The 21822-nt window shown below is 64.8% G+C and carries 23 protein-coding genes; 13 read left to right on the top strand and 10 right to left on the bottom strand.

What is annotated here, in order from left to right; translation table 11 throughout:
• Positions 1-6: 6 nt before the first annotated feature.
• Entirely contained in the window at positions 7-1533 is a 1527-nt protein-coding gene (locus tag AC0KVN_RS10025) for a DHA2 family efflux MFS transporter permease subunit (protein ID WP_004208105.1), read from the top strand.
• A gap of 225 nt (positions 1534-1758) precedes the next feature.
• Here the strand turns inward: AC0KVN_RS10025 and AC0KVN_RS10020 are convergent, their stop codons facing one another.
• Positions 1759-3156, bottom strand: a complete 1398-nt coding sequence (locus tag AC0KVN_RS10020; RefSeq protein WP_483656095.1) for an amino acid permease — start codon at positions 3154-3156, stop codon at positions 1759-1761.
• A gap of 148 nt (positions 3157-3304) precedes the next feature.
• On the opposite strand from AC0KVN_RS10020, the gene AC0KVN_RS10015 reads away from it, so the two are divergent.
• The 12 genes from AC0KVN_RS10015 (at position 3305) to AC0KVN_RS09960 (ending at position 13936) form a co-directional block, all read left to right on the top strand.
• Positions 3305-4027, top strand: a complete 723-nt coding sequence (locus tag AC0KVN_RS10015; RefSeq protein WP_483656094.1) for a hypothetical protein — start codon at positions 3305-3307, stop codon at positions 4025-4027.
• Between the two features lie 193 nt (positions 4028-4220).
• Complete coding sequence (ffh, locus tag AC0KVN_RS10010) at positions 4221-5711, top strand: signal recognition particle protein (RefSeq protein WP_037490422.1); 1491 nt, start codon at positions 4221-4223, stop codon at positions 5709-5711.
• Positions 5712-5752: 41 nt separating this feature from the next.
• Positions 5753-6193 (top strand): 30S ribosomal protein S16, encoded by a 441-nt coding sequence (gene rpsP / locus AC0KVN_RS10005; protein WP_004208098.1) that lies wholly within the window; start codon positions 5753-5755, stop codon positions 6191-6193.
• Between the two features lie 5 nt (positions 6194-6198).
• The gene (gene rimM, locus AC0KVN_RS10000) at positions 6199-6693 is read left to right on the top strand and encodes a ribosome maturation factor RimM (RefSeq protein WP_483656093.1); all 495 of its coding nucleotides are present in this window, start codon (positions 6199-6201) and stop codon (positions 6691-6693) included.
• 31 nt (positions 6694-6724) lie between these two features.
• Positions 6725-6991, top strand: coding sequence for an antitoxin (locus AC0KVN_RS09995; protein WP_004208096.1), 267 nt, complete (start codon positions 6725-6727; stop codon positions 6989-6991).
• Positions 6988-7386, top strand: a complete 399-nt coding sequence (locus AC0KVN_RS09990; protein WP_017501876.1) for a type II toxin-antitoxin system VapC family toxin — start codon at positions 6988-6990, stop codon at positions 7384-7386. Before AC0KVN_RS09995 ends, AC0KVN_RS09990 begins: the two co-directional genes overlap by 4 nt.
• A complete protein-coding gene (locus AC0KVN_RS09985) occupies positions 7383-8894 on the top strand; it encodes a serine hydrolase domain-containing protein (protein ID WP_435566812.1) in 1512 nt (503 codons plus the stop codon). The genes AC0KVN_RS09990 and AC0KVN_RS09985 overlap by 4 nt, the downstream gene beginning before the upstream one ends.
• A 54-nt stretch (positions 8895-8948) precedes the next feature.
• Entirely contained in the window at positions 8949-9221 is a 273-nt protein-coding gene (locus AC0KVN_RS09980; protein ID WP_004208093.1) for a hypothetical protein, read from the top strand.
• Positions 9218-9955 (top strand): tRNA (guanosine(37)-N1)-methyltransferase TrmD, encoded by a 738-nt coding sequence (gene trmD / locus AC0KVN_RS09975; RefSeq protein ID WP_037517360.1) that lies wholly within the window; start codon positions 9218-9220, stop codon positions 9953-9955. Before AC0KVN_RS09980 ends, trmD begins: the two co-directional genes overlap by 4 nt.
• 5 nt (positions 9956-9960) lie before the next feature.
• Positions 9961-10329, top strand: coding sequence for a 50S ribosomal protein L19 (gene rplS, locus AC0KVN_RS09970; RefSeq protein ID WP_004208091.1), 369 nt, complete (start codon positions 9961-9963; stop codon positions 10327-10329).
• 326 nt (positions 10330-10655) lie between these two features.
• On the top strand, positions 10656-13352 hold the full coding sequence (locus AC0KVN_RS09965) for a TonB-dependent receptor plug domain-containing protein (protein WP_004208090.1): 2697 nt from the start codon (positions 10656-10658) through the stop codon (positions 13350-13352).
• A gap of 68 nt (positions 13353-13420) precedes the next feature.
• The gene (locus AC0KVN_RS09960; RefSeq protein WP_435566811.1) at positions 13421-13936 is read left to right on the top strand and encodes a GNAT family N-acetyltransferase; all 516 of its coding nucleotides are present in this window, start codon (positions 13421-13423) and stop codon (positions 13934-13936) included.
• 1 nt (position 13937) lies between these two features.
• Here the strand turns inward: AC0KVN_RS09960 and AC0KVN_RS09955 are convergent, their stop codons facing one another.
• From AC0KVN_RS09955 to AC0KVN_RS09915, 9 genes are all read right to left on the bottom strand, one after another.
• A complete protein-coding gene (locus tag AC0KVN_RS09955; protein WP_435566908.1) occupies positions 13938-15191 on the bottom strand; it encodes an MFS transporter in 1254 nt (417 codons plus the stop codon).
• A gap of 118 nt (positions 15192-15309) precedes the next feature.
• On the bottom strand, positions 15310-16110 hold the full coding sequence (locus tag AC0KVN_RS09950; protein WP_435566810.1) for a TrmH family RNA methyltransferase: 801 nt from the start codon (positions 16108-16110) through the stop codon (positions 15310-15312).
• 88 nt (positions 16111-16198) lie between these two features.
• Positions 16199-17194: a sensor domain-containing diguanylate cyclase gene (locus tag AC0KVN_RS09945; protein WP_435566809.1), complete on the bottom strand. Its 996-nt coding sequence runs from the start codon at positions 17192-17194 to the stop codon at positions 16199-16201.
• Between the two features lie 139 nt (positions 17195-17333).
• Positions 17334-17606, bottom strand: coding sequence for an HPr family phosphocarrier protein (locus AC0KVN_RS09940; RefSeq protein ID WP_004208085.1), 273 nt, complete (start codon positions 17604-17606; stop codon positions 17334-17336).
• Complete coding sequence (locus AC0KVN_RS09935; protein ID WP_004208084.1) at positions 17603-18007, bottom strand: PTS sugar transporter subunit IIA; 405 nt, start codon at positions 18005-18007, stop codon at positions 17603-17605. The genes AC0KVN_RS09940 and AC0KVN_RS09935 overlap by 4 nt, the downstream gene beginning before the upstream one ends.
• Positions 18008-18029: 22 nt before the next feature.
• Complete coding sequence (gene rapZ / locus AC0KVN_RS09930) at positions 18030-18968, bottom strand: RNase adapter RapZ (RefSeq protein ID WP_004208083.1); 939 nt, start codon at positions 18966-18968, stop codon at positions 18030-18032.
• Positions 18965-19399: an HPr kinase/phosphorylase gene (locus AC0KVN_RS09925; protein ID WP_004208082.1), complete on the bottom strand. Its 435-nt coding sequence runs from the start codon at positions 19397-19399 to the stop codon at positions 18965-18967. Before AC0KVN_RS09925 ends, rapZ begins: the two co-directional genes overlap by 4 nt.
• A gap of 117 nt (positions 19400-19516) precedes the next feature.
• Complete coding sequence (locus tag AC0KVN_RS09920; RefSeq protein ID WP_010335533.1) at positions 19517-21112, bottom strand: sensor histidine kinase; 1596 nt, start codon at positions 21110-21112, stop codon at positions 19517-19519.
• A complete protein-coding gene (locus tag AC0KVN_RS09915; protein ID WP_214862987.1) occupies positions 21081-21785 on the bottom strand; it encodes a response regulator transcription factor in 705 nt (234 codons plus the stop codon). The genes AC0KVN_RS09920 and AC0KVN_RS09915 overlap by 32 nt, the downstream gene beginning before the upstream one ends.
• Between the last annotated feature and the right edge of the window lie 37 nt (positions 21786-21822).

Below are 21822 nucleotides of genomic sequence, written 5' to 3'. Positions count from 1 at the left end.
GAGCGCGTGAGCGGTCCCGAAACCTTCAATCTGCTCTCGCCGCGCACCCGCACGCTTGCCGGGCTGGTGCTGGCGCTGAGCAACTTCATGGTCGTGCTCGACCTGACCATCGCCAATGTCTCGGTGCCGCATATCGCTGGCAATCTGGGCATCTCCGGCGACCAGGGCACCTGGATCATCACATCCTATGCGGTGGCGGAGGCGATCTGCGTGCCGCTGACAGGCTGGCTGGCGCTGCGCTTCGGCGTGGTGCGGACCTTCATCTGGGCGATGATCGGCTTCGGCTTCTTCTCGATGATGTGTGGCCTGTCGACCACGCTGGGCATGATCGTGGCCGCGCGCCTGGGTCAGGGCATCTGTGGCGGGCCGATCATGCCGATGTCGCAGACCCTGTTGCTGCGCATCTTCCCGCCGGAAATGCGACCGCGCGCCATGGGCCTGTGGGCGATGACGACGCTGCTGGGGCCGGCCATGGGGCCGATCGTCGGCGGCTATATCAGCGACAATTGGAGCTGGCACTGGATCTTCTTCATCAACCTGCCGATCGCGGCGCTGTGCGTGTTCGCGGCGATGGCGATGCTGCGGCCGGTGGAAACCGATACGGCGCACCAGCCGATCGACAAGATCGGCCTGTGCCTGCTGATCTTCTGGATCGGCTGCCTGCAGGTCATGCTGGACATCGGTCGCGACCATGACTGGTTCTCCGACCCGCTGATCCTGACGCTCGCCATCCTGGCCGGCATCGGTTTCATCGTCTTCATCATCTGGGAACTGACCGAGGAGCATCCGATCGTCGACCTGCGGGTGTTCCGACATATCGGCTTCTCATCGGGCGTCTTCACGCTGGCTTTGGCCTTCGGTGCCTATTTCTCCAGCATCGTGGTCATCCCGCAATGGCTGCAGATGTCGATGGGCTATACCGCGACCTGGTCGGGCATCGTTACGGCCTTCACGGCGATGGCGGCGGTGATGAGCGCGCCGTTCGCGGCCCGCTTCACCGGCAAGGTCGATCCGCGCATCATGATTTCGGGCGCGGTCTTCTGGCTGGGCTGCATGACCTTGTGGCGGGCGCACTGGACCAGCGGCATCGACTTTTTCGGGCTGGCGCTGCCGCAGTTCGTGCAGGGCTTTGCCATGCCCTTCTTCATGATCCCGCTGACGACGCTGACCCTGGGGTCGGTGCCGCCGAGCGAGACCGCGTCGGCTGCCGGCCTGCAGAATTTCCTGCGGACCATGGCGATCGCGATCGCGACGTCGCTGGTGCTGACCGGATGGAGCGACAGCCAGCGCGTGTCGCGCAACGAACTGGCCGGCGCCTTGCAGCCCGACGATGCGCAGCGCGCGCTGTCGGGCATGGGGATGACGACCGAGCAGATCCGCCAGACCATATCCAATCTGGTGGAGCAGGAGGCGATCGCCATTTCGGTCGACTATGTCTTCTTCATCTCCGCGTTGGTGCTGTTTGCGGCGGCGGTGATCGTCTGGTTGGCGCCCAAGCCCAGCGGGCCGGTGGATACGTCGGCGGCGCACTGAGCGCTACCCTGTTCGAGGCAAAGAAAAAGCCTCCCGTTGCTGTCGCGACGGGAGGCTTTTTCATTTTCGTACGCCGATGCTTCAGAGTCTGTTTGAAAAATCGCGAAAGAGCGATTTTTCGTCACGGTACCAGCCCGCCCCCCCGCCCAACCGCCCGACAGGATGACACTGGATCGGGTGGTTGGGCGGGGGAGTGGGCTGGTACCGGCTTTCTCAAACAGTCTCTCAGCGGGCGGCCGAGGCGCGCTTCTGTCCATAGAGGAAATAGACGACGAGGCCGATCGCGTTCCAGATCAGGCAGGCATAGATGGTCTTCATCGGCAGGCTGAGGAACAGATAGGCGCAGCCGAGCACGGCGCCCAGGCCCACCAGCGTCGCCGCCGGGGTGCGGAACGGGCGCTTGAGGTCCGGTGCGCGGCGGCGCAGGATCAGCAGGCAGGCGCCCACCGCGGTGAAGGCGATCAGCGTGCCGGCATTGGCGAGCGCGGCGATCTGGTCGATCGGCAGCACGCCGGCGATGACCGCGACCAGCACGGCCGTGACGGCGGTGATGCGCGCAGGGGTGCCGCGCTTCGAGATGCGGGCGAGCGATTGCGGCAGGAAGCCGTCCCGCGCCATCACCAGGAAGATGCGGCTCTGGCCGTAGAGGAAGCCCAGCAGCACGGTTGGGAGCGCAATGACGGCGGCGATCGCGACGATCCGGGCGATCGACCCCTGGCCCATTTCACGCAGGATGAGGGCGAGCGGCTCCGGGCTGTCGGCAAAGCGGGTGAAGGGCATGGCGCCCACCGCTGCGGCGGCGACCAGCACATAGATGAGGGTGCAGACGATCAGCGAGCCGACGATGCCGATGGCGAGGTCACGGTCCGGATTCTTGGCTTCCTCCGCCGCGGTCGAGATCGCGTCGAAGCCGTAGAAGGCGAAGAAGATGATCGCGGCGGCGGCCATCACGCCGCGCTCGATGCCGTCAGGCCCCATATGCTTGGCAAAGCCGAAGGGCATGAAGGGTTCGAGATGCTGGGCGTCGAAGGCGGGCAGGGCGACCCAGACGAACAGGCTCAAGGTCGCGATCTTGATCAGCACCAGCAGGGTGTTGAGCCGGGCGCTTTCGCGCGTGCCGAACATCAGCAGGGCAGCGACGACGCCGATGATGAAGATGGCGGGGGTGTTGATGAGGCCGCCAAGCTCCGGTCCCTTGGTCAGCGCCTCGGGAAAGCCGAGCGGGGTGAGGAGCGGGGCGGCATAGCCCGACCAGCCCACCGCCACGGTCGAGACGACCAGCGAATATTCCAGGATCAGGCTCCAGCCCACGATCCAGGCAATGCCCTCGCCCAGCACCACATAGGAGTAGCTGTAGGCGCTGCCCGCTGCCGGCATCATGGTCGACAGTTCGGCATAGGCGAGGGCGGCGCAGGCGCAGATCGCGCCGGCAATGGCGAAGGAGATGAGGACGGCGGGGCCGGCGCGGTCGGCGCCGACGCCGATCAGGGTGAGGATGCCGGTGCCGACGATCGCACCGACGCCCAGCGCCAGCAGATGCGGCCAGGACAGGGTGCGCGCCATGCTGTGGCCGCCTCCCTGGGGCGTCATCGCCTCCATCGGCTTGCGACGTGTCCAACTCATAGAAAGCTCCCCCTGTTATGCGGTCTGTGGCGGGTTTGCTGGCGCAAACGACGGGCCGGCGCAAGCGCCGAGCCGGAACGTGGCGACTTCTTACAATATTGGGCCTGGTTGTTGCGCTATTGTTGCCAAAGAGCGGGAGGTCGACGCAATGGCGACGGCAATCGGTGCAGTGGAACGACAGGCGCGGGAACGGCGCATCTTTACCGGCATGGCGGCGCTGGTCGCCGTCACCGTGGTCGGTGGCTTCGGCAGCTTTGCCCTGCGCGGCTATGTCGACGTGGCGTCCGTGCCCTGGTGGGTGCATGTCCATGCGCTGTCGCTGCTGGCATGGACGCTACTGTTCCTGGCGCAGGCACTGCTGGTGGCGCAGCGGCGGACCGATCTCCATCGCCAGTTGGGCTGGGTTGCGGCCGGGCTTGCCTGCTTCCTGATCCCCTGGGGTATCGCGACGTCCATCCTGGCGGTGCAGATGGGGCGGGTGCCGCCTTTCTTCCCGCCGGGCATATTCCTGGTGCTGGGGCCGCTCGACATGCTGGCCTTTGGTTCGCTCACATTGGCGGCGATCCTGCTGCGGCAGCGGAGCGACTGGCACAAGCGGCTGATATTGTGCGGGACCATCGCGATGATGGAGCCGGCATTCGGCCGGATATTGCCGATGCCGTTGCTGGGGCCATGGGCGGGCGCCTGCGCGACGCTGATGCAATTGCTCTATGTCGGGATCGCGATGCGCGCCGATGCCGGGCTGCGCGGCGCGGTGCATCCGGCCTATCGCTGGGGACTGGCGGTGATCGCCGGGCGATTGCTGCTGGTCGAGTTGCTGGGGCGCACGGCGATCGTCATTGGGGCGGCCGCCGCGCTGGCTGCGGGATAGCGCACTTGCGCTTGCGGCCGCTTTGGCTTAAGGGGCGCCCTGCATCCGGGACTCTGGTCCTGGAACCCTGACGACTCCAGGATATCCAAGAGGGATATCGAATGGACGCTGGCCGGCGAGTTTTCGCCCGCCGGCGATTTTGTCGTTTTGGGGTGGTGCATGGATTTTCCGGGCCTTGGCCCGAATTGAGGTGATGATGTTCGATTCGCTAAGCGATCGTCTCGGTGGGGTATTCGACAAGCTGCGTGGGCGCGGTGCGCTTACGGAGGACGATGTCCGTGCCGCGATGCGCGAAGTGCGAGTCGCACTGCTGGAAGCCGACGTGGCGCTGCCCGTCGTCCGCCAGTTCGTCGACCAGGCGACCGAAAAGGCTGTCGGCAGCGATGTGCTGCGCTCGATCACGCCCGGCCAGATGGTCGTCAAGATCGTCTCCGACACGCTGACCGAGACGCTGGGCGCCGAAACCAGCGACCTGCTGATCGACGTCACCCCGCCCGCCGTCATCATGATGGTCGGCCTGCAGGGGTCGGGCAAGACGACCTCGACCGCGAAGATCGCCAAGCGCCTGAAGGACAAGGAGCGCAAGAAGGTGCTGATGGCGTCGCTCGACGTCCAGCGCCCGGCCGCGCAGGAGCAGCTGGCCGTCCTTGGCACCCAGATCGATGTCGCGACCCTGCCGATCGTCGCCGGCCAGCAGCCGGTGGAGATCGCCAAGCGCGCGCTGCAGTCGGCTAAGCTGCAGGGCTTCGACGTCGTCATGCTCGACACCGCCGGCCGACTGCATGTCGACCAGGCGCTGATGGACGAGATGAAGGCGGTCGCCGACGTCGCCAATCCGGCGGAAATCCTGCTGGTGGTCGACTCGCTGACCGGCCAGGACGCCGTGAACGTGGCGACCAGCTTTACCGCGCAGGTGCCGCTGACCGGTGTCGTGCTGACCCGTATGGACGGCGACGCCCGTGGCGGCGCCGCGCTGTCGATGCGCGCGGTCACCGGCCGTCCGATCAAGTTCGCCGGCACCGGTGAAAAGCTGGACGCCCTTGAGCCCTTCCATCCGGCCCGCGTAGCCCAGCGCATCCTGGGCATGGGCGACGTCGTCAGCCTGGTCGAGAAGGCCGCCGAGACGATCGACGCCGAGGAAGCCGACAAGCTGGCCAAGAAGATGGCCAAGGGTCAGTTCGACATGAACGACCTGCGCAGCCAGCTCAACCAGATGCGCCGCATGGGCGGCCTGGGCGCGCTGGCCGGCATGCTGCCGGGCCTCAAGAAGGCGCAGGCGGCGATGGCCAATAGCGGCGCCAACGACAAGACGCTGCTGCATCTGGACGCGATGATCGGGTCGATGACCCCCAAGGAGCGCGAGAAGCCCGCGCTGATCAACGCCAAGCGCAAGATCCGTATCGCCAAGGGCGCCGGCCGCACCGTGCAGGACGTCAACCGTCTCTTGAAAATGCATCAGGAAATGGAATCGGCGATGAAGAAGATCCGCAAGATGGGCGGCCTCAAGGGGCTGGCCAAGATGTTCACCGGCGGTGGCATGGGTGGATTGGGCGGCCTGGGTGGTCCGGGCGGCGCGGATGGGCAGGGCGGTCCGCCCGACCTGTCGGGTCTGGGTGGCCTTGGTGGCCTGGGCGGCAACATGCCCAAGCTTCCGCCCGGCTTTCAGAATTTCATGAAGAAATAAGCAATTTCCGTAATTTGGTTTGAATAGAAAGGTCTAGTTCCATGGCAACCTCCATCCGTCTGTCGCGCGGCGGCTCCAAGAAGCGCCCCTATTACCGCATCGTCGTGGCCGACAGCCGCGCCCCGCGTGACGGCAAGTTCATCGAGCGCATCGGCAGCTACAACCCCGTCCTGCCCAAGGGCGACGAAAAGCGCGTCATCATCGACGTCGAGCGTGCGAAGCACTGGGTTGCCGCCGGCGCCCAGGCGACCGACCGCGTTGCCCGCTTCCTGGACGCCGCTGGCGTGAAGGAACGCGCTGCTCGCAACAACCCGAAGAAGGCAGAGCCGGGCCAGAAGGCCAAGGACCGCGCTGAAGACCGCGCCGCCAAGGCTGCCGAAGCTGAAGAAGCTGCGCGCGAAGCCGCTGCCGCTGCCGCTGCTCCGGCCGCTGAAGAAGCCGCTCCCGCCGAGGAAGCTGCTGCCGAGCAGGCTGAGGGCTGATCCTCTTGACCGACAAGCCCGTCACCCTGGCCGCGATCATCGGTGCCCATGGCGTGGCGGGCGAAGTCCGTCTGAAGCTGTTTGGCGAAGGGGCCGAGGCCCTGAAAAGCTACAAGAGCTTCGATGCGGCGGGGCGCACATTGACGTTGAAGTCGGTGCGCCCCGGCCCCAATGGCGCGGTGGCCCGCTTTGCCGAGATCGGCGATCGCGGCGCGGCCGAAGCCCTGCGTGGCACGGCGCTGACCGTCCCGCGTTCCGCTCTGCCGGCCTTGCCCGAGGGCGAATATTATCATGCCGACCTGGTCGGCCTTCCCTGCACCAGCAGCACCGGCGAGGCGCTGGGCGAGATCATCGCGGTCGAGAATTTCGGCGCCGGTGACATCATTGAGGTGCAGCGTCCGTCGATCGAGGGCAAGCCCGGCAAGCGCTTCATGGCACCGATGCATGTGGTGGTGCTGAGCGAGGACGGCGCCGTGATTGACGCGGCTTTTACCGAATAGTATATACGCTCCGTATATACGGAGCTTCTCCATGGGCGAAGAATATCGGGCCAAGGTCTTCAAGTCGGGCAACAGCCTGGCGTTGCGGCTGCCCAAGAGTCTGGGCCTGAATGACGGCGAGGAAGTCGTCATGATACCGCATGCCGATGGCAGTTTTTCCTTCTGGAAGCAGGGTCAGCAGCGCGACATCCTTTTGTCCCTGTTCGGCAGCATGTCGGCCGGCTTCATGGCGGAAGGGCGCGGCGATATCGATCAGGGTGATCGCGATTGGACCGGGCCGGCGTCGTCTGCGGCATGACGCAGGTCGCTTATCTGCTCGACACCAATGTTTGCATCGATTTCCTGCTCGGACGGAGCGCCCGTCTGGCCGAGCGGATGGCGGCCGAGTTCGATCGCCTGTCGGTTTCCGCTGTCACCGCTGCCGAATTGCGGGTCGGCAATCGCGGCTCGAGCGATCCGGTCGGCGACCTGCGGCGTGTCGATACATTTCTGGCGCTGCTGAATATCTTGCCCTTCGATGATGCCGCCGCGCGCACCTATGCCGAGATGGTACGCCTGGTGGGGGTGCGCCGTCGGGGTTTCGACCGGTTGATCGGAGCGCAGGCGATGGCGTCGGCCATGGTGCTGGTGACGCGCAACGAAAAGGATTTCGCCGATATTCCCGGCCTGACAGTGGAGGATTGGAGCGCATGATGACCATGGCTGTGCGCATGGTGACCCTGTCGGGATTTCTGTCGATCCTGTCCGCGCCGGCGGTTGCTGCCGATGCCAGGAAGATCGACGCTGCCATCCCCGAGATTGACCGTCTCTTTGCCGATTTCCAGGTCGATAGACATGCGCCGGGCCTGGTCTATGGCATCGTCGCCGATGGAAGGCTGGTCCATGTGAAGGGCTTTGGTGCGCAGGATCTGGTGCAGAAGCGGCCGGTAACGGCCGACAGCCTGTTCCGCATTGCATCCATGACCAAGGCGTTCACCGCCCTGTCGATCCTGAAGCTGCGGGAGGAAGGCAAGCTCTCGCTCGATGATCTGGCCGAGGCTTATGCGCCGGAAATGCGCGGCTGGACCTATGCGACCAAGGATAGTCCGCGCATCCGCATCCGCGACCTGCTGACGCACAGCGCGGGCTTTGTCGACGATAATCCGTGGGGCGACCGGCAGACGCCGCTGCCCGACGCGGACTTCACCCGGATGCTGGAGCAAGGCGTGCCGATGAGCAGCGCGCCGGCGACCCATTATGAATATTCCAACTTCGGCTATGCGCTGCTGGGGCGGATCATCGCCAATGTCTCGGGCATGCCCTATCGCCGCTATGTCGAGCAGAGCCTGTTGACGCCGCTGGGCATGACGTCGAGCGGCTATCAGGTGAGTGAATGGCCGGTTGCGCGGCGGTCGCTCGGCTATCGCTGGGAAGATGGGCGCTGGAAGCGCGAGCCCGACATGGCCGACGGCGCCTTTGGCGCGATGGGCGGGCTGCAGACCAGTGCCAATGACTATGCCCGCTGGGTGGCCTTCCTGCTGTCGGCCTGGCCGCCGCGCGACGATGCGGAGAGCGGCCCGGTCAGCCGGGCGTCGGTGCGGATGCTGGCGGAGGGCAGCAATTTCATGAGCGTCGGCCAGCGCAACGGCAAGAGCGGGGCGACCGCCTGCCGCCAGGCGGCGGCCTATGGCTTTGCCATGCGGATCGCGCAGGATTGCGACCTGGGGCTGACCCTGTCCCATGGCGGCGGCTATCCCGGCTATGGCAGCCATGTGATGCTGATGCCGGATTATGGTGTCGGTATCTTCGTCTTCACCAATCGCACCTATAATGGCGGGGCGGGCGCCGCCTGGGATGCGGCGATGCTGTTGCAGAAGGCGGGCGCGCTGATCGCGCGGGACGTGCCGGTCAGTCCGCTGCTGGCGCAGGGCTATGCCGCGGCGGGGCGCATCTATGCGTCGGGCGATGTGCTGGCCGCCCGCGACAATCTGGCGATGAATTTCCTCATGGATGCCGATGCGGTGCATTGGGGCAAGCGTCTGGCGGCGTTGAAGGGAGAGGTCGGTAGCTGCGCGGTCGATGCACCGCTGAGCGCGACCGGCAATCTGTCGGGCAAGTTCACCTGGGCCTGCGAGAAGGGGCGGGTGGCGGGCAGCCTGTTGCTGGCGCCGACCGCCGACGCGGAAATCCAGGAATTGAAGCTGGAGGTCAAGGCGCCCTGAGGCGCTGGCGATCGACAGTTCCCCCTGCGGCGAAAATGCTCTAGGCGCGCAGCCATGGCGCAAATTTTGACCGCAATCTATCTGCTGATGATGCTGGCCGGGGGCTGGCGGCTGTTCGGCCTTGGCTGGCCGCTCTGGGTGAAGGGGCTGGTGGCGATCGGGCTGGTCTGTCCCCTGCCGCTGCTGGTGCTGCTGCCGGGCATGCTGCATCCCGAACGGCCCTTTGCCGACATGCTGCGGATGATCGGCTTCGTGATGATGGGCTGCGGTGCGCTCTGCCTGGTTGGCGGCCTGTCCGCCGCCCGGCTGCGGGCGCGCCGGCGATGAGCTTTGCGGCCCAGATCCTGACCCTCTATCCCGAGATGTTTCCGGGCCCCTTGGGCGTGTCGCTTGCGGGACGTGCGCTGGCCGAGGGGAAATGGTCGTGCGATCCGATCCAGATGCGCGGCTTTGCGACCGACAAGCATCGCACCGTCGACGATACGCCGGCCGGGGGCGGGGCGGGCATGGTGCTGAAGCCCGACATCTTGGCGCGCGGCATCGACCATGCGCTGGCGCAGCGGCCCGACCTGCCGATCCTGGCGATGACGCCGCGCGGCAAACCGATCACGCAGGCGCGGATCCGGGCGCTGGCGGACGGTCCCGGCGTGACCTTGCTGTGCGGGCGGTTCGAGGGCTTTGACGAGCGGATTTTCGAGGCCCGGCCGATCGAGCAGATATCGATGGGCGACATCATCCTGTCCGGCGGGGAAATGGGTGCGCTGATGCTGCTGGATGCTTGCATCCGCCTGCTTCCCGGTGTAATGGGCGCCGCTTCCAGCGGTGTCGAGGAATCCTTTGAAACGGGGCTTCTTGAATATCCGCATTATACCCGACCGGTCGAATGGGAGGGGCGCAGGATTCCCGAAGTGTTGCGATCGGGGGATCATGCGAAGATCGCCGCCTGGCGGAAACAACAGGCGGAGGCAGATACACGGCTAAGGCGGCCGGACCTTTGGGAACGTCATATCGGCGTTCGGGACCAGTCGCCCTCTGGTGCGCAACGCGAAAATAAGGACTAAGTTACATGAACTTGATCCAGCAGATCGAGGCCGAAAACATTGCTGCCCTGGCGAAGGAAATCCCCGATTTCCGTCCCGGTGACACCCTGCGCGTCGGCGTGAAGGTTGTCGAAGGCGAGCGCAGCCGCGTCCAGAACTATGAAGGCGTCTGCATTGCCCGTTCCAACAAGGGCATGGGCAGCAACTTCACCGTTCGCAAGATTTCGTTCGGCGAAGGTGTGGAGCGCGTGTTCCCGCTCTACTCGCCCAACCTCGATTCGATCACCGTCGTTCGTCGCGGTGTCGTGCGTCGTGCCAAGCTCTATTATCTGCGTGGCCGCACCGGCAAGCGCGCTCGTATCGCCGAGCGCCGCGATACCCGCACCGAAGGTTGATCCTTCAAAACTGTCCTTGACAGTTGTAAAAATGAAACAGGCGGTGGCCCCCGGGGCCGCCGCCTTTTTCTTTGTGTTACAATGATTTGACACATTGTTTTACGGCACGAATTATTGCGCTTGCGAACAAATTTTTGCGGCCGCCCAAAGGGCCATTTCGCAGTCGATGCAATTATGCCAGCCTGATATTTCCAGATGTTACTGAGTGAAACGCACTGAAATTTCCGATTTCAGGAACGGATAGTTGCGTCCATTCCGATCTCATCCGGCAACAAGAAGAGGGAGGTGTCGAAAGGTCTCTAAAAAAAGAAATAGGGGGATTTTTGATGAAGTATCAGGGTCTGTTTTCATGCAGTGCGATTGCCATTGCACTGTCCTATTCCATGCCTGTTCTTGCGCAAGATGTTGCGCCCCAGGCGGCCGCAGCGGAAACGCCCGGCCAGACGATCATCGTCACCGGCACGCGGCGTACCGACCGTACCGTCGCCGAATCGCCGACGCCGATCGATGTCTATTCCGGCGAGGAACTGCAGAAGCAGGGCGTCGCCGACATGAACCAGGTGATCCAGAACCTGGTCCCGTCCTTCTCGGTGGCGCGCTATGCCATTGGTGACGGCTCCTCCTTCGTCCGGCCGCCCAACCTGCGCGGGCTGGCGCCCGACCAGACGCTGGTGATGGTGAACGGCAAGCGCATGCACCGTTCCGCGCTGGTGCAGATCGGCGCGAACGCCCAGTCCGCTGGCGCCCATTCGGCCGACCTTGCGCAGATTCCGGCGATTGCGGTGCGCAGCGTCGAAGTGCTGCGCGACGGCGCTTCGGCCCAATATGGTTCCGACGCGATCGCCGGCGTCATCAACATGGCGCTGCGCGACGATACTGACGGCATTTCGGGCTATGCCCGCTATGGCCAATATTATCGCGGCGATGGCGAGGATTATCAGGTCGCGCTGAACGGTGGTTTCAAGCTGGGCGACAATGGCTTCATCAACATCAGCGGCGAATATGTGAACGCCGGCAAGACCAGCCGCGGCGTCACCCGACCCGGCGCGCTGGAACTGTCGCAGGAGCAGCCCGACATCGGTGTGCCCAAGCTGGCGCAGCGCTATGGCAATCCGAAGATGGAATCCTATCGCTTCTTCGTGAATGGCGGGTTCGACCTGGGCGACGAAAGCAGCATCTACTTCTTTGGCAATTATGGCCACAGCTTCCAGGAAGAGAGCTTCAACTATCGCCAGTCGGTCAATTCCGCCAATTTCGGCCTGAACGGCATCTTCAACGACTATTTCACCGATTTCGACAACACGACGCCGGGCATCCAGACCGGCGCGGCAGGCGGCAATGTCTATGCGCCCAACGGCTATGATCCCACGACGCGGGATTATACGCAGGTGTCGGATTGCTCCGATCCGCTGGTCCAGAACTGGAGCTGCGTCTATTCGGGCGGCTTCACGCCGATCTTCTTCGGCAAGATCGACGATATTTCGGGCACCGTCGGCTACAAGGGCACGCTCGGCTTTGGCCTGAACTACGACCTGTCGGGCAGCTATGGCCAGTCGACGCTGAAATATACGATGAACGGCACGATGAACCCGTCGCTGGGCATTACCTCGCCGACCGAATTCTACCTCGGCAAGCTGGAACAGCGCGAAACGCTGTTCAATGCGGATTTCAGCTATCCCTGGGAAGTCGGGCTGGCGAGCCCGATCACTATCGCCTTTGGCGGGCAATATTTCCGGGAATCCTATGAACTGGGCCTGGGCGACGCCGCTTCCTATGCGATCGGGCCCTATACCGGGAACCTGGTCTTCCATCAGGATGGCACTCCGGTGCTGAACGCGGATGGCAGCCAGCTTTCGGTCGCGCTGCCGGTCGGCGCCAATGGCTTCCCCGGTTATGGTCCGGCGATCGCGGGTGAGAGCAGCCGCAATTCCAAGGGCCTCTATATCGACGTCGAAGGTGACATCACCGAAGCCTTCTCGCTTGGTTTTGCCGGCCGCTACGAGCATCTGTCCGATTTCGGCAATTCGACCACGGGCAAGGTGTCGGCACGCTACGCCATCGTGCCGGATGTGTTCGCGGTTCGCGGCACGCTGTCGACCGGCTTCCGTGCGCCGACGCCGGGCCAAACCAACACCAGCAGCATCGCGACCACCTTCAATCCGGGCAATCCCAACGCGATCGAGTTCATGACGCTGCCGGTCGCCAGCCCGGTCGCCCAATATCTGGGCGCGGTGCCGCTGAAGCCGGAAGAGTCGGTCAGCTTCTCGGCCGGTACGGTGTTCACGCCGGCCCCCGGCGCGTCGCTGACGATCGACTATTACAACATCAAGGTGAAGGACCGCATCGGCACCACCGGATCGCGGGTGATCACCGACGATCAGCGGCCCGAGCTTCAGGCGCTGGGCCTGGCCAACTATGCCACGGTCAACGAGGTGCAGTTCCTGACCAATGCCTTCGATACCCGGACCCAGGGTGTCGACGTGGTCGGCAGCTATCGCTTCTCGACCGACAGCATGGGGACGTTCAACACCACGCTGGCCTTCAACTACAACAAGACGAAGGTCATTCGCGTCGGGCTGGACCCCGATACCGGATCGCCGATCATCAGCGACACGCGCATCATGCAGCTGCAGAATACGCTGCCCAAGACGCGCGTGATCCTGACCGAGAACTGGACCAGCGGCGCGCTGTCGGTGCTCGGCCGGGCGAACTGGTATGGCAAGTACAAGGTCTATGACGACGGCACTGGTGCGAACGGCGAAAGCTATGTCAATCAGAGCTTTGGCAGCGAGTTCGTGTTCGATCTGGAAGTCAGCTATCAGCTCAATGACAATTTCACGCTGAGTGCCGGCGCGCAGAACCTGTTCAGCAACTATCCCGACAAATATGACAATCGCGCCGGCGGGCTGGGGCCGGTCTATGCGTCGACGGGTGGTCGCTTCACCGGTGACATCTATCCCGACGTATCGCCCTTCGGCTTCAACGGCGGCTTCTGGTATGCGAAGGTCGGATTCAAGTTCTGATCCCGCATCATCATGATCCGATCGGCCGGTCCCTTGCGGGGCCGGCCGATTTCGTTGCAGGAGGGGCCATGTCCTTGACCAACCGCCTGGCGACCGCCGCCGACGAACCCGCTTTGTCCACCCTGATGACGCTGGCCATCGAGCAATTGCAGTCGGCCTATCTGACCGCTGCGCAGGTACAAGCCAGCCATGGCTTCATGGGGCTGGACCGGCGGCTGATCGGTGACCGGACCTATTTCGTGGTGGAGGCGGAGGGCGCGATCGCCGGATGTGGCGGATGGAGCCGCCGGGCGACCGCCTATGGCGGCGACCACACGGCCGGGCGCGACGACCGCATGCTCGACCCCGCGACCGAGGCGGCGAAGGTGCGGGCGATGTACACCCATCCCGACCATGTCCGCAAAGGGGTCGGCACGACCATCCTGGCGCTGTGCGAGGCGGCCGCGCGGCGGGAGGGCTTTGCCGCGCTGGAATTGTCGGCGACGATGGCGGGCGTGCCGCTCTATCGCAGCGTCGGGTTCATCGACGTCCGCCCGTTCGAGGATAGTGGCGTGCCGATGATCCTGATGCGCAAGGCAATCTGATTCAGCTGCGGCTGGTCCACCACAGGCCCGCCAGGCTGATGAGCGCGGCCGCCGACATATAGAGGCCGACCAGCGCAACACCCTGCATGCCGATCAGCCAGGTCGCGACGATCGGCGCCAGCGCGCCGCCCAATATGCCGCCCAGATTGAAGGCGAAGGACGCCCCGGTATAGCGCAGCTGGGTCGGGAAGAGGGCGGGCAGATAGGCGCCGAGCGGGCCGTAGATGAAGCCCATCACGAACAGAGCGAGGCTGAGCGCGACGAAGATCGGCAGCAGCGCCGCGGTGCCGATCAGCGGGCCGAAGACGATGCCCATGACCAGCGTGCCGGCACAGCCCCAGGCGAGGACGCGGGTGGGGCTGCTCTTGTCCGACCACCAACCGGCGATCACGATGCTGAGCGCCATGAACATGATCGCGCCAAGCTGGATCGCAAGGAAGATTTCCCGGTCGATCTTGAGCGCGGTGGTGCCATAGCCCAGCGCAAAGGCGGTCGCGATATAATAGACGGCGAAGCAGGCGGCGCAGGCGAAGGTGCCGGCGATGGCCGCGCCCAGATGGGTCGAGAGCAGGGTGGCAAGCGGCACGGCCGGCGGCGGTGCTTCCTGTTGCGCGGCGGCAAATTCCGGCGTCTCGGTGAGCTTGAGGCGGACCCAGAGGCCGAGGATCACGAGGACCGAACTGCCCAGGAACGGCAGGCGCCAGCCCCAGGCAAAGAATTCCGCATCGGTCAGGAAGGCGCCGAGCAGCAGGAACAGGCCGTTGGCGGCGATGAAGCCGACCGGGGCGCCCAGCTGCGGGAACATGCCGAAGCGGGCGCGCCAGCCTTCGGGCGCATTCTCGACCGCCAGCAGTGCTGCGCCGCCCCATTCGCCGCCCAGGCCAAAGCCCTGGCCGAAACGCAGCACGCACAGGATCAGCGGCGCCCAGAAGCCGATCATGAGATAGGTCGGCAGGAAGCCGATCAGCAATGTGCAGCCGCCCATCAGCATCAGCGAGGTGACGAGCGTCGCCTTGCGCCCGATGCGGTCGCCATAATGGCCGAAGACGGCAGCGCCGAGCGGCCGGGCGAGGAAGGCGAGAGCGAGGCTGCCATAGGAGGCCATCAATTGCGCCGAGGGCGAGGAGGCCGGGAAGAAGAGCGAGGGGAAGATCAGGCTGGCGGCGGTGGCGTAGATATAGAAGTCGTAAAATTCGACCGCCGTGCCGATGAGGCTCGCTGCCAGCACCCGCTTATGCAGCCACATTGCGCCCATGCCGCTCGTCTGTTTCACGTCTTCTCGCCCCCTTTGGCGTCATGCCAGCGAGGGCTGGCATCTCTCTTCTTCCACATATCCGAAGAAAAATGAGATCCCAGCCTTCGCTGGGATGACGTTATGATGTCTTTCGTTTCTGGTTCAGCAGCTCATAGGCCATGACCGCCGTCGCGACCGCAGCGTTGAGGCTGTCGGCCTTGCCGAGCATCGGCATCTTCACCAACTGGTCGCATTCGGCCTCATAGCTTTCGGGCAGGCCCTGCGCCTCATTGCCGACCAGCAGGAAGCTGGGGCTCTGATAGTGGGGTTCCTGATAATCCTGGGTCGCTTTCAGGCTGGTGCCGATCAGTTCGCCCGGCCCCTGGCGCAGCCAGTGCATGAATTCGCCCCAGCGTGCCTGGGTGATCGACTGGGTGAACAGGGCGCCCATGCTGGCGCGCACCGATTCGACCGAGAAGGGGTCGACGCAATCGTCGATCAGGATGAGGCCGCCGGCACCGACCGCGTCGCCGGTGCGCAATATGGTGCCGAGATTGCCGGGGTCGCGCAGCGACTGGGCGACGATCCAGATGTCGGCGGTTTTGCGATCGAGCTTCTCCAGCGGGGTCAGCCGGTCGCGATAGACGCCGACCACGGCCTGGGCATTATCCTTGCCGCTGATCTTGGACAGAATGTCAGGCGTGGTTTCGATGACGTCGCCGCCGTCCGCCTCGATCGCGTCGATCAGGTCGAGCGCGAGCGGGTGAGTGGAGCCGGCATGGAAGAGCATTTCGGGCAGCACGCCTTCTTCGCGCGCTTCGGTCAGGATACGCAGCCCTTCGGCGAGGAACAGCCCTTCGGCCTTGCGATATTTTTTTTCCCGCAGCGAGCGCACGCGCTTGACCAGCGGGTTGGAAAAACCGGTGATTTCGCGTGCCACGTTCTGCGTCCTGCCTTCTGGTCCGCGACCAGTGCGGACGAAGCGGCCTCTCTATCGAGGGAATGGGAAAAAGGACAGCCTTTCGGTGTCAGTCGGGCTGGGCGGCGTCCGTTTTCGCGATGACCACGCGATTGCGACCACCATGCTTGGCCGCATAGAGGGCAACATCGGCGGCGGCGATCCAGGCGTCGCTGCTGGTCCGGTCGGGCCCGATCTCGGCAATGCCGAAGCTGGCGGTGACGCGCAGCGGCGGCATGTGGACGATTTCCAGCGCGGCGATGGCATCGCAGAAACGCTGGGCGGCGGCCCCGGCCTGTGCCGCATTGCTTTCGGGGAGCAGCACGCCGAACTCTTCCCCGCCAAGCCGGCCCAATATGTCGTTCGGGCGCTTGGTCCGGTCGCAGCAGGCGGCGACCTCGCGGATCACGACATCGCCGGCGGGGTGGCCGTGGGTGTCATTGACCCGCTTGAAATGATCGATGTCGAACAGCAGCAGGCTGGCCGGACGCGCATAGCGGCGGAAGAGGGCGATATGCTTGTCCATTTCCGCCACGAAGGCGCGGCGGGTGAGGGCGCCGCTCAGATGGTCGCGCTCGGCGATGCGGCGCAGTTCCAGTTGTTCCACCACCAGAGCGCCGAGATTTTCGAGGATGGCGATCTGGCCGGGATCAAATTCGCGCGGCACGGTATCGATCGCACAGAGGGTGCCGACATTATAGCCGTCGGGCGTCGCCAACGGGACACCGGCATAGCTGCGGATATTGGGATCGCCGGTGACCAGCGGATTGCTGCTGAAGCGCTGGTCGGAACAGGCATCGGGGACGACCAGCGGCATACGATCGCGGATGGTGTGGTTGCAGAAGGCGATGTCGCGCGGGGTTTCGGTCGCATCAATGCCGGTGCGCGACTTGAACCATTGGCGATCGCCGTCGATCAGCGACACGACCGACATCGGCACGCCCAGGATCGACCGGACAAGCTGGGTGATGCGGTCAAAGGCGGGCTCAGGCGGCGTGTCGAGAATTTCGTAGCGCCCGAGCGCGGCCAGGCGGGCGGCTTCGTCGTTCAATTTCGTGTCGAGCATGGCGCCTATCCACTTGAACCGATGGCGAATGCTGCCTCCCGATCAGCGGTCGCCCTATATTGCAAGATGGGGCGGCGGGGCCGTGACGTCAATGTCGGGATGGGAACCCGTCGCGGCAACGCGGCCGCTGGTCGCGCGCCTATTCCTCGCCGAACTTGTCTTCGACCAGGGCGACAAGCTGGTGCAGGCTGTCATGCGCGTCGGGGCCGGCGGCACTGATGGTGATGCTGTCGCCCATGGCGGCGCCGAGCATCATCAGGCCCATGATCGACGTGCCGGTGACTTCGCTGCCATCCTTGCTGACGGTGATCTGGGCGGGCAGGCCGCTGGCCAGGGTCACGAATTTCGCGCTGGCGCGGGCGTGGAGGCCGCGCTTGTTGCTGATTCTGACTTCCCGGCTGATATCATTCATGAGGTGCTGCCCAGCAATTCCGATGCGACGCTGATATATTTCTGGCCTGCTTCGCGGGCGGCGGCGACGGCGGCGCGCACGTCCATCACCTTGCGGGCGCTTTCCAGGCGGATGAGCATGGGCAGGTTGATGCCCGCGATCACCTCGATCTCGCCGGCCTTGAGCAGCGAGATGGCGAGGTTGGACGGGGTGCCGCCGAACAGGTCGGTCAGCAGGATGACGCCGGCGCCGTCATTGACGCGCGCGACCGCTGCCGCGATGTCGGCGCGGCGCAATTCCATGTCATCCTCCGGCCCGATGCAGATCGTTTCGATCTGCTGTTGCGGTCCCACGACATGTTCCATGGCCACGACGAATTCCGTCGCAAGCGACCCATGGGTGACGAGTACGAGTCCGATCATCTGCTTCCGCGGCCCACCTTTGTCATGATATTGCTTTCGGGCCTCCCGGTCTGCGCTTCTCCAGACTGTCCTGGGGCGCTGATTCCATATTGCGGTGCGAGACGGTGGGCGAAAAGCCCGCATCTTGCAAGTATCTAGCGACATGTTCGGCGACATGGACCGAGCGATGGCGCCCGCCGGTGCAGCCGAAAGCCACGGTAATATAGGTTTTGCCGGCTTCGGCGTAGCGCGGCAGCAGGGTCGTCAGCAGATCCTGGATCTTGCCCAGCGCCTCCTGATAGGCCGGGTCGGCCTGGATATAGGCGGCGACATCGGCGTCGAGGCCGGTCTTGGGACGCAAATCCTCGTCCCAGAAGGGGTTACGCAGGAAGCGCATGTCGAACATCAGGTCGACATTGCGCGGCACGCCGCGCGAATAGCCGAAGGAGAGGATGGTCAGCACCGGGTCGGAGAGCTGTTCGCGGGCGAAGCGGGCGCGCATTTCCTGCTGCAGCGCATTGGTCGACAGGCTGGTGGTGTCGATCAGTTGGGCCGACCAGCGGCGCAGCGGTTCGGTCAGTTCGCGTTCGCGCGCGATGCCGTCGGCGGCCGGGCGATCCTGCGCCAGCGGGTGGCGGCGACGGGTTTCGGCATAGCGGCGTTCCAACTCGGCGCCCGAGCAGTCGAGGAACAATGTCTCGATATCATGGCCGTGGCGTTCGCGCAGCGCCTTGATCCGCTGGACGATGGCATTGGCGTCGAAGCCGCGGGTGCGTGCGTCGATGCCGAGCGCCAGCGGCCGGTCATCCTCCCCGCCATGACCGGCGGGCAGGGGCGTGTCGAGCAGGCGATCGAGCAGCACCAGCGGCAGATTGTCCACCACTTCCCAGCCCATATCCTCCAGCGTCTTGAGCGCCGTGGTCTTGCCGGCGCCCGACAGGCCGGAGACGAGCAGGATGGTCTTGGGCGCGCTATCGCTCATGTCTTGCCCAGGGCCTTGAGCGCGAGTTCGACCTTGATCGGGGCGGACGCCTCATGCGCGACGACGGCGACCAGCGGAATTTCGACCCCGGCGATGGTACGGGTGGCAGCGTGCATCGGCATGCGTTCGACCGTTTCGGCCAGATCGACGATCAGCGCGACCGGCGAATCACCGACATGGGGCACGGGCACGATGCCGATGCCGCGCACTTCCATCTTGCCGCTGATGGTTTCGGGGGCGGTGGCGATCAGCCGGCCGTCGACCCGCTTGAGCAGGGTATAATCGTCGGAAACCAGCGTCGCACCGCGATCGATCAGGCGCAGGGCGAGGTCGGACTTGCCCATGCCGCTGGCGCCATAGAGCAGCACCGAGCGTCCCTCGATCGCGACGGTCGTTGCGTGAAGCGTCTCTGATGAAAGTGCCCGCACCATGTTCCCCTGCCTTCCTGCTTCTAGCCCCAGTTCGCCGCGTTGGAAATCGAATTGCGTCGATTCACGCGACATCGCAGCGGAGCATTGTGGCTAGCAGGAATGAACAGCTTATTGCTTTCATTCGGACATTATGCCGGGGTCGCGTTCCACGGCCATGGGCAGGCGGACGATGAAGCGGGCGCCGCTCTGCATGTCCTCGCGGTCGGCGATGCTGATCTTGCCTTGATGTCCCTCGACGATCGAGCGGGCGATGGCGAGGCCGAGACCCGAATGCTTGCCGAACGCTTCGCCTTCCGGGCGGACGCTGTGGAAGCGGCGGAAAACGTGCTCGCGCTCCCCCTCGGGCACGCCGGGGCCTTCATCCTCGACGCTGACCAGCACTTCATTGTCGGCGACGGTGGCGATGATCTGGACCAGCCCGTCGTCGGGCGAGAAGGAGATGGCATTGTCGATCAGATTGTCGAGCACGCGCACGATCCGCTGTTCCTCGCCCAGGACGACGGCGACTTCCTTGCGCGGGCGGGCAAAGGCGAGGCGGATGCCGCGTGGCACGCCGCGTGCCTCGCGGGCGAGCACCATGCGTTCGATCAGCAGGCCAAGGTCGATCGGCTCGAACCGGGTGCGGGACAATTGGGCGTCGATGCGGGAGGCTTCGGCGATGTCGGTGACGAGCCGGTCGAGCCGGCGGACATCATCCTGCGCGATCGCCATCAACTGGTCGCGCAGGTCCGGCCGGTCCACCCGTTCGAGCGAATCGAGCGCGGAGCGGAGCGAGGCGATCGGGTTCTTGAGTTCATGGCTGACGTCGGCGGCGAAGGCGTCGGTCGCGTCGATCCGCTGGCGCAGCGCATGGCTCATGTCCGACAGAGCGCGGGCGAGCATGCCGATCTCGTCGCGGCGTTCAGGCAGGCGGGGCACGGTGACTTCCCGCGCGCGGCCGAGGCGAACACGCACGGCGGCACGGGCCAGGCGCTGGAGCGGCTGGACGATGGTGCGGGCGAGGAACAGCGACAGCAGCACCGAGGCCAGGACGGCGGCGGCCAGCACGATGCCCAGGCGCAGCCGTTCGGCGCGGACGATGCGGGTGATGTCGCGCGCATTTTCGGTCGCGAGCAGGCCCGAACCGTCGCGCACGGCAACGGCGGCCGAGATCATGAAGGTGCGGTCGGGCGCGTAGCGGTTCATCGCCTGGGGCTGGCGCGTCTTGGCGGCCAGCACCAGTTCGGGCCAGGCGCTGGCGCGATCGACGGCGGGTTCCTCGAAATTGGGCGGGCGATCGGCGGAGACGACGCGGTCGACCGCCTTGTCGAGGAAACGGGCGACATGGCGCTGCCATTCCTCTTCCGAGGGCAGGCGCAGCCGATAGCGCGGCGCATCCATGGCGAAGCTGTCGGCCATCAGATTGCCGGCCGCGTCATAGCGGCGCACCCGGTCGCCGGTCTGGCGCGCATAGGCGGCGATCAGCGCATTCTGCCGGTCGGCAGGCGCATTTTCCAGGCCAATGGCGAGCAGCTTCAGCTCGCGCGCCGACTGTTCCAGCCGATCGTCGACGATCCGCGTGCGATAGCTGTCCAGATAGAAGAAACCGCCCGCCAGCAGGGCGAGCGCGAAGACATTGACCGCCAGGATGCGCGGGGTGAGGCTCAATCGCCCCGACCAGCGCACCGCGAGCGGCGCGTCCTCATTCTTCGGAGAAGCGGTATCCGGCGCCATAGAGCGTGTCGATTGCGTTGAAGTCAGGGTCTACCTCTCGGAATTTGCGACGCAGCCGCTTGATATGGCTGTCGATCGTGCGGTCGTCGACATAGACGTCGTCCTGATAGGCGGCGTCCATGAGCTGGTTGCGGTTCTTCACCACGCCGGGCCGTGCAGCAAGGGTTTCCAGGATCAGGAATTCGGTGACGGTCAGCGTCACATCCTTGCCGTCCCATTTCACCCGGTGGCGGGGCGGGTCCATCTCCAGCCGGCCGCGCACGATCGGATCGGACGGCGGCTCATCGGCGGCTTCGGGTGTGCGGCTGATCTCTGCGCGGCGCAGGATGGCGCGGATGCGCGCGATCAGCAGTCGCTGCGAGAAGGGCTTGGAGATATAATCGTCCGCGCCCATGGCCAGGCCCAGCGCCTCGTCCAACTCGTCCGCCTTGGAGGTCAGGAAGATGACCGGCATCTGGCTCTTTTCGCGCAGGCGGCGCAGCAGTTCCAGCCCGTCCATCTGCGGCATCTTGATGTCGAACACGCCAAGGTCGGCCGGATTTTCGGTCAGCGCCTTCAGCGCGGTTTCCGGGTCGGTATAGATGCGCGTGACGAACCCTTCGGTCTGCAGCGCGATCGACACCGACGTCAGGATATTCTTGTCATCATCCACCAGCGCGATGGTTGCGGTCATGCTGCGTCCCGGAACGTCATGATAAAATGGGTGAAGG

This window comes from Sphingobium sp. SG1 (assembly GCF_057063145.1).
Note: the sequence above shows the minus strand (reverse complement) of the source record. Positions and strands in the feature narration are given on the sequence as shown.

Coding starts and splice junctions, on each gene's coding strand:
- AC0KVN_RS10015 (WP_483656094.1), top strand. CDS start 3,305: ATGGCGACGGCAATCGGTGCAGTGGAACGACAGGCGCGGGAACGGCGC.
- AC0KVN_RS09990 (WP_017501876.1), top strand. CDS start 6,988: ATGACGCAGGTCGCTTATCTGCTCGACACCAATGTTTGCATCGATTTC.
- AC0KVN_RS09915 (WP_214862987.1), bottom strand. CDS start 21,785: ATGACCGCAACCATCGCGCTGGTGGATGATGACAAGAATATCCTGACG.
- AC0KVN_RS09985 (WP_435566812.1), top strand. CDS start 7,383: ATGATGACCATGGCTGTGCGCATGGTGACCCTGTCGGGATTTCTGTCG.
- AC0KVN_RS09935 (WP_004208084.1), bottom strand. CDS start 18,007: ATGATCGGACTCGTACTCGTCACCCATGGGTCGCTTGCGACGGAATTC.
- rpsP (WP_004208098.1), top strand. CDS start 5,753: ATGGCAACCTCCATCCGTCTGTCGCGCGGCGGCTCCAAGAAGCGCCCC.
- AC0KVN_RS09920 (WP_010335533.1), bottom strand. CDS start 21,112: ATGGCGCCGGATACCGCTTCTCCGAAGAATGAGGACGCGCCGCTCGCG.
- AC0KVN_RS09960 (WP_435566811.1), top strand. CDS start 13,421: ATGTCCTTGACCAACCGCCTGGCGACCGCCGCCGACGAACCCGCTTTG.
- AC0KVN_RS09940 (WP_004208085.1), bottom strand. CDS start 17,606: ATGAATGATATCAGCCGGGAAGTCAGAATCAGCAACAAGCGCGGCCTC.
- AC0KVN_RS10020 (WP_483656095.1), bottom strand. CDS start 3,156: ATGAGTTGGACACGTCGCAAGCCGATGGAGGCGATGACGCCCCAGGGA.
- rplS (WP_004208091.1), top strand. CDS start 9,961: ATGAACTTGATCCAGCAGATCGAGGCCGAAAACATTGCTGCCCTGGCG.
- AC0KVN_RS09925 (WP_004208082.1), bottom strand. CDS start 19,399: ATGGTGCGGGCACTTTCATCAGAGACGCTTCACGCAACGACCGTCGCG.
- rapZ (WP_004208083.1), bottom strand. CDS start 18,968: ATGAGCGATAGCGCGCCCAAGACCATCCTGCTCGTCTCCGGCCTGTCG.
- AC0KVN_RS09965 (WP_004208090.1), top strand. CDS start 10,656: ATGAAGTATCAGGGTCTGTTTTCATGCAGTGCGATTGCCATTGCACTG.
- AC0KVN_RS09995 (WP_004208096.1), top strand. CDS start 6,725: ATGGGCGAAGAATATCGGGCCAAGGTCTTCAAGTCGGGCAACAGCCTG.
- AC0KVN_RS09955 (WP_435566908.1), bottom strand. CDS start 15,191: ATGGGCGCAATGTGGCTGCATAAGCGGGTGCTGGCAGCGAGCCTCATC.
- ffh (WP_037490422.1), top strand. CDS start 4,221: ATGATGTTCGATTCGCTAAGCGATCGTCTCGGTGGGGTATTCGACAAG.
- AC0KVN_RS09945 (WP_435566809.1), bottom strand. CDS start 17,194: ATGCTCGACACGAAATTGAACGACGAAGCCGCCCGCCTGGCCGCGCTC.
- AC0KVN_RS09980 (WP_004208093.1), top strand. CDS start 8,949: ATGGCGCAAATTTTGACCGCAATCTATCTGCTGATGATGCTGGCCGGG.
- trmD (WP_037517360.1), top strand. CDS start 9,218: ATGAGCTTTGCGGCCCAGATCCTGACCCTCTATCCCGAGATGTTTCCG.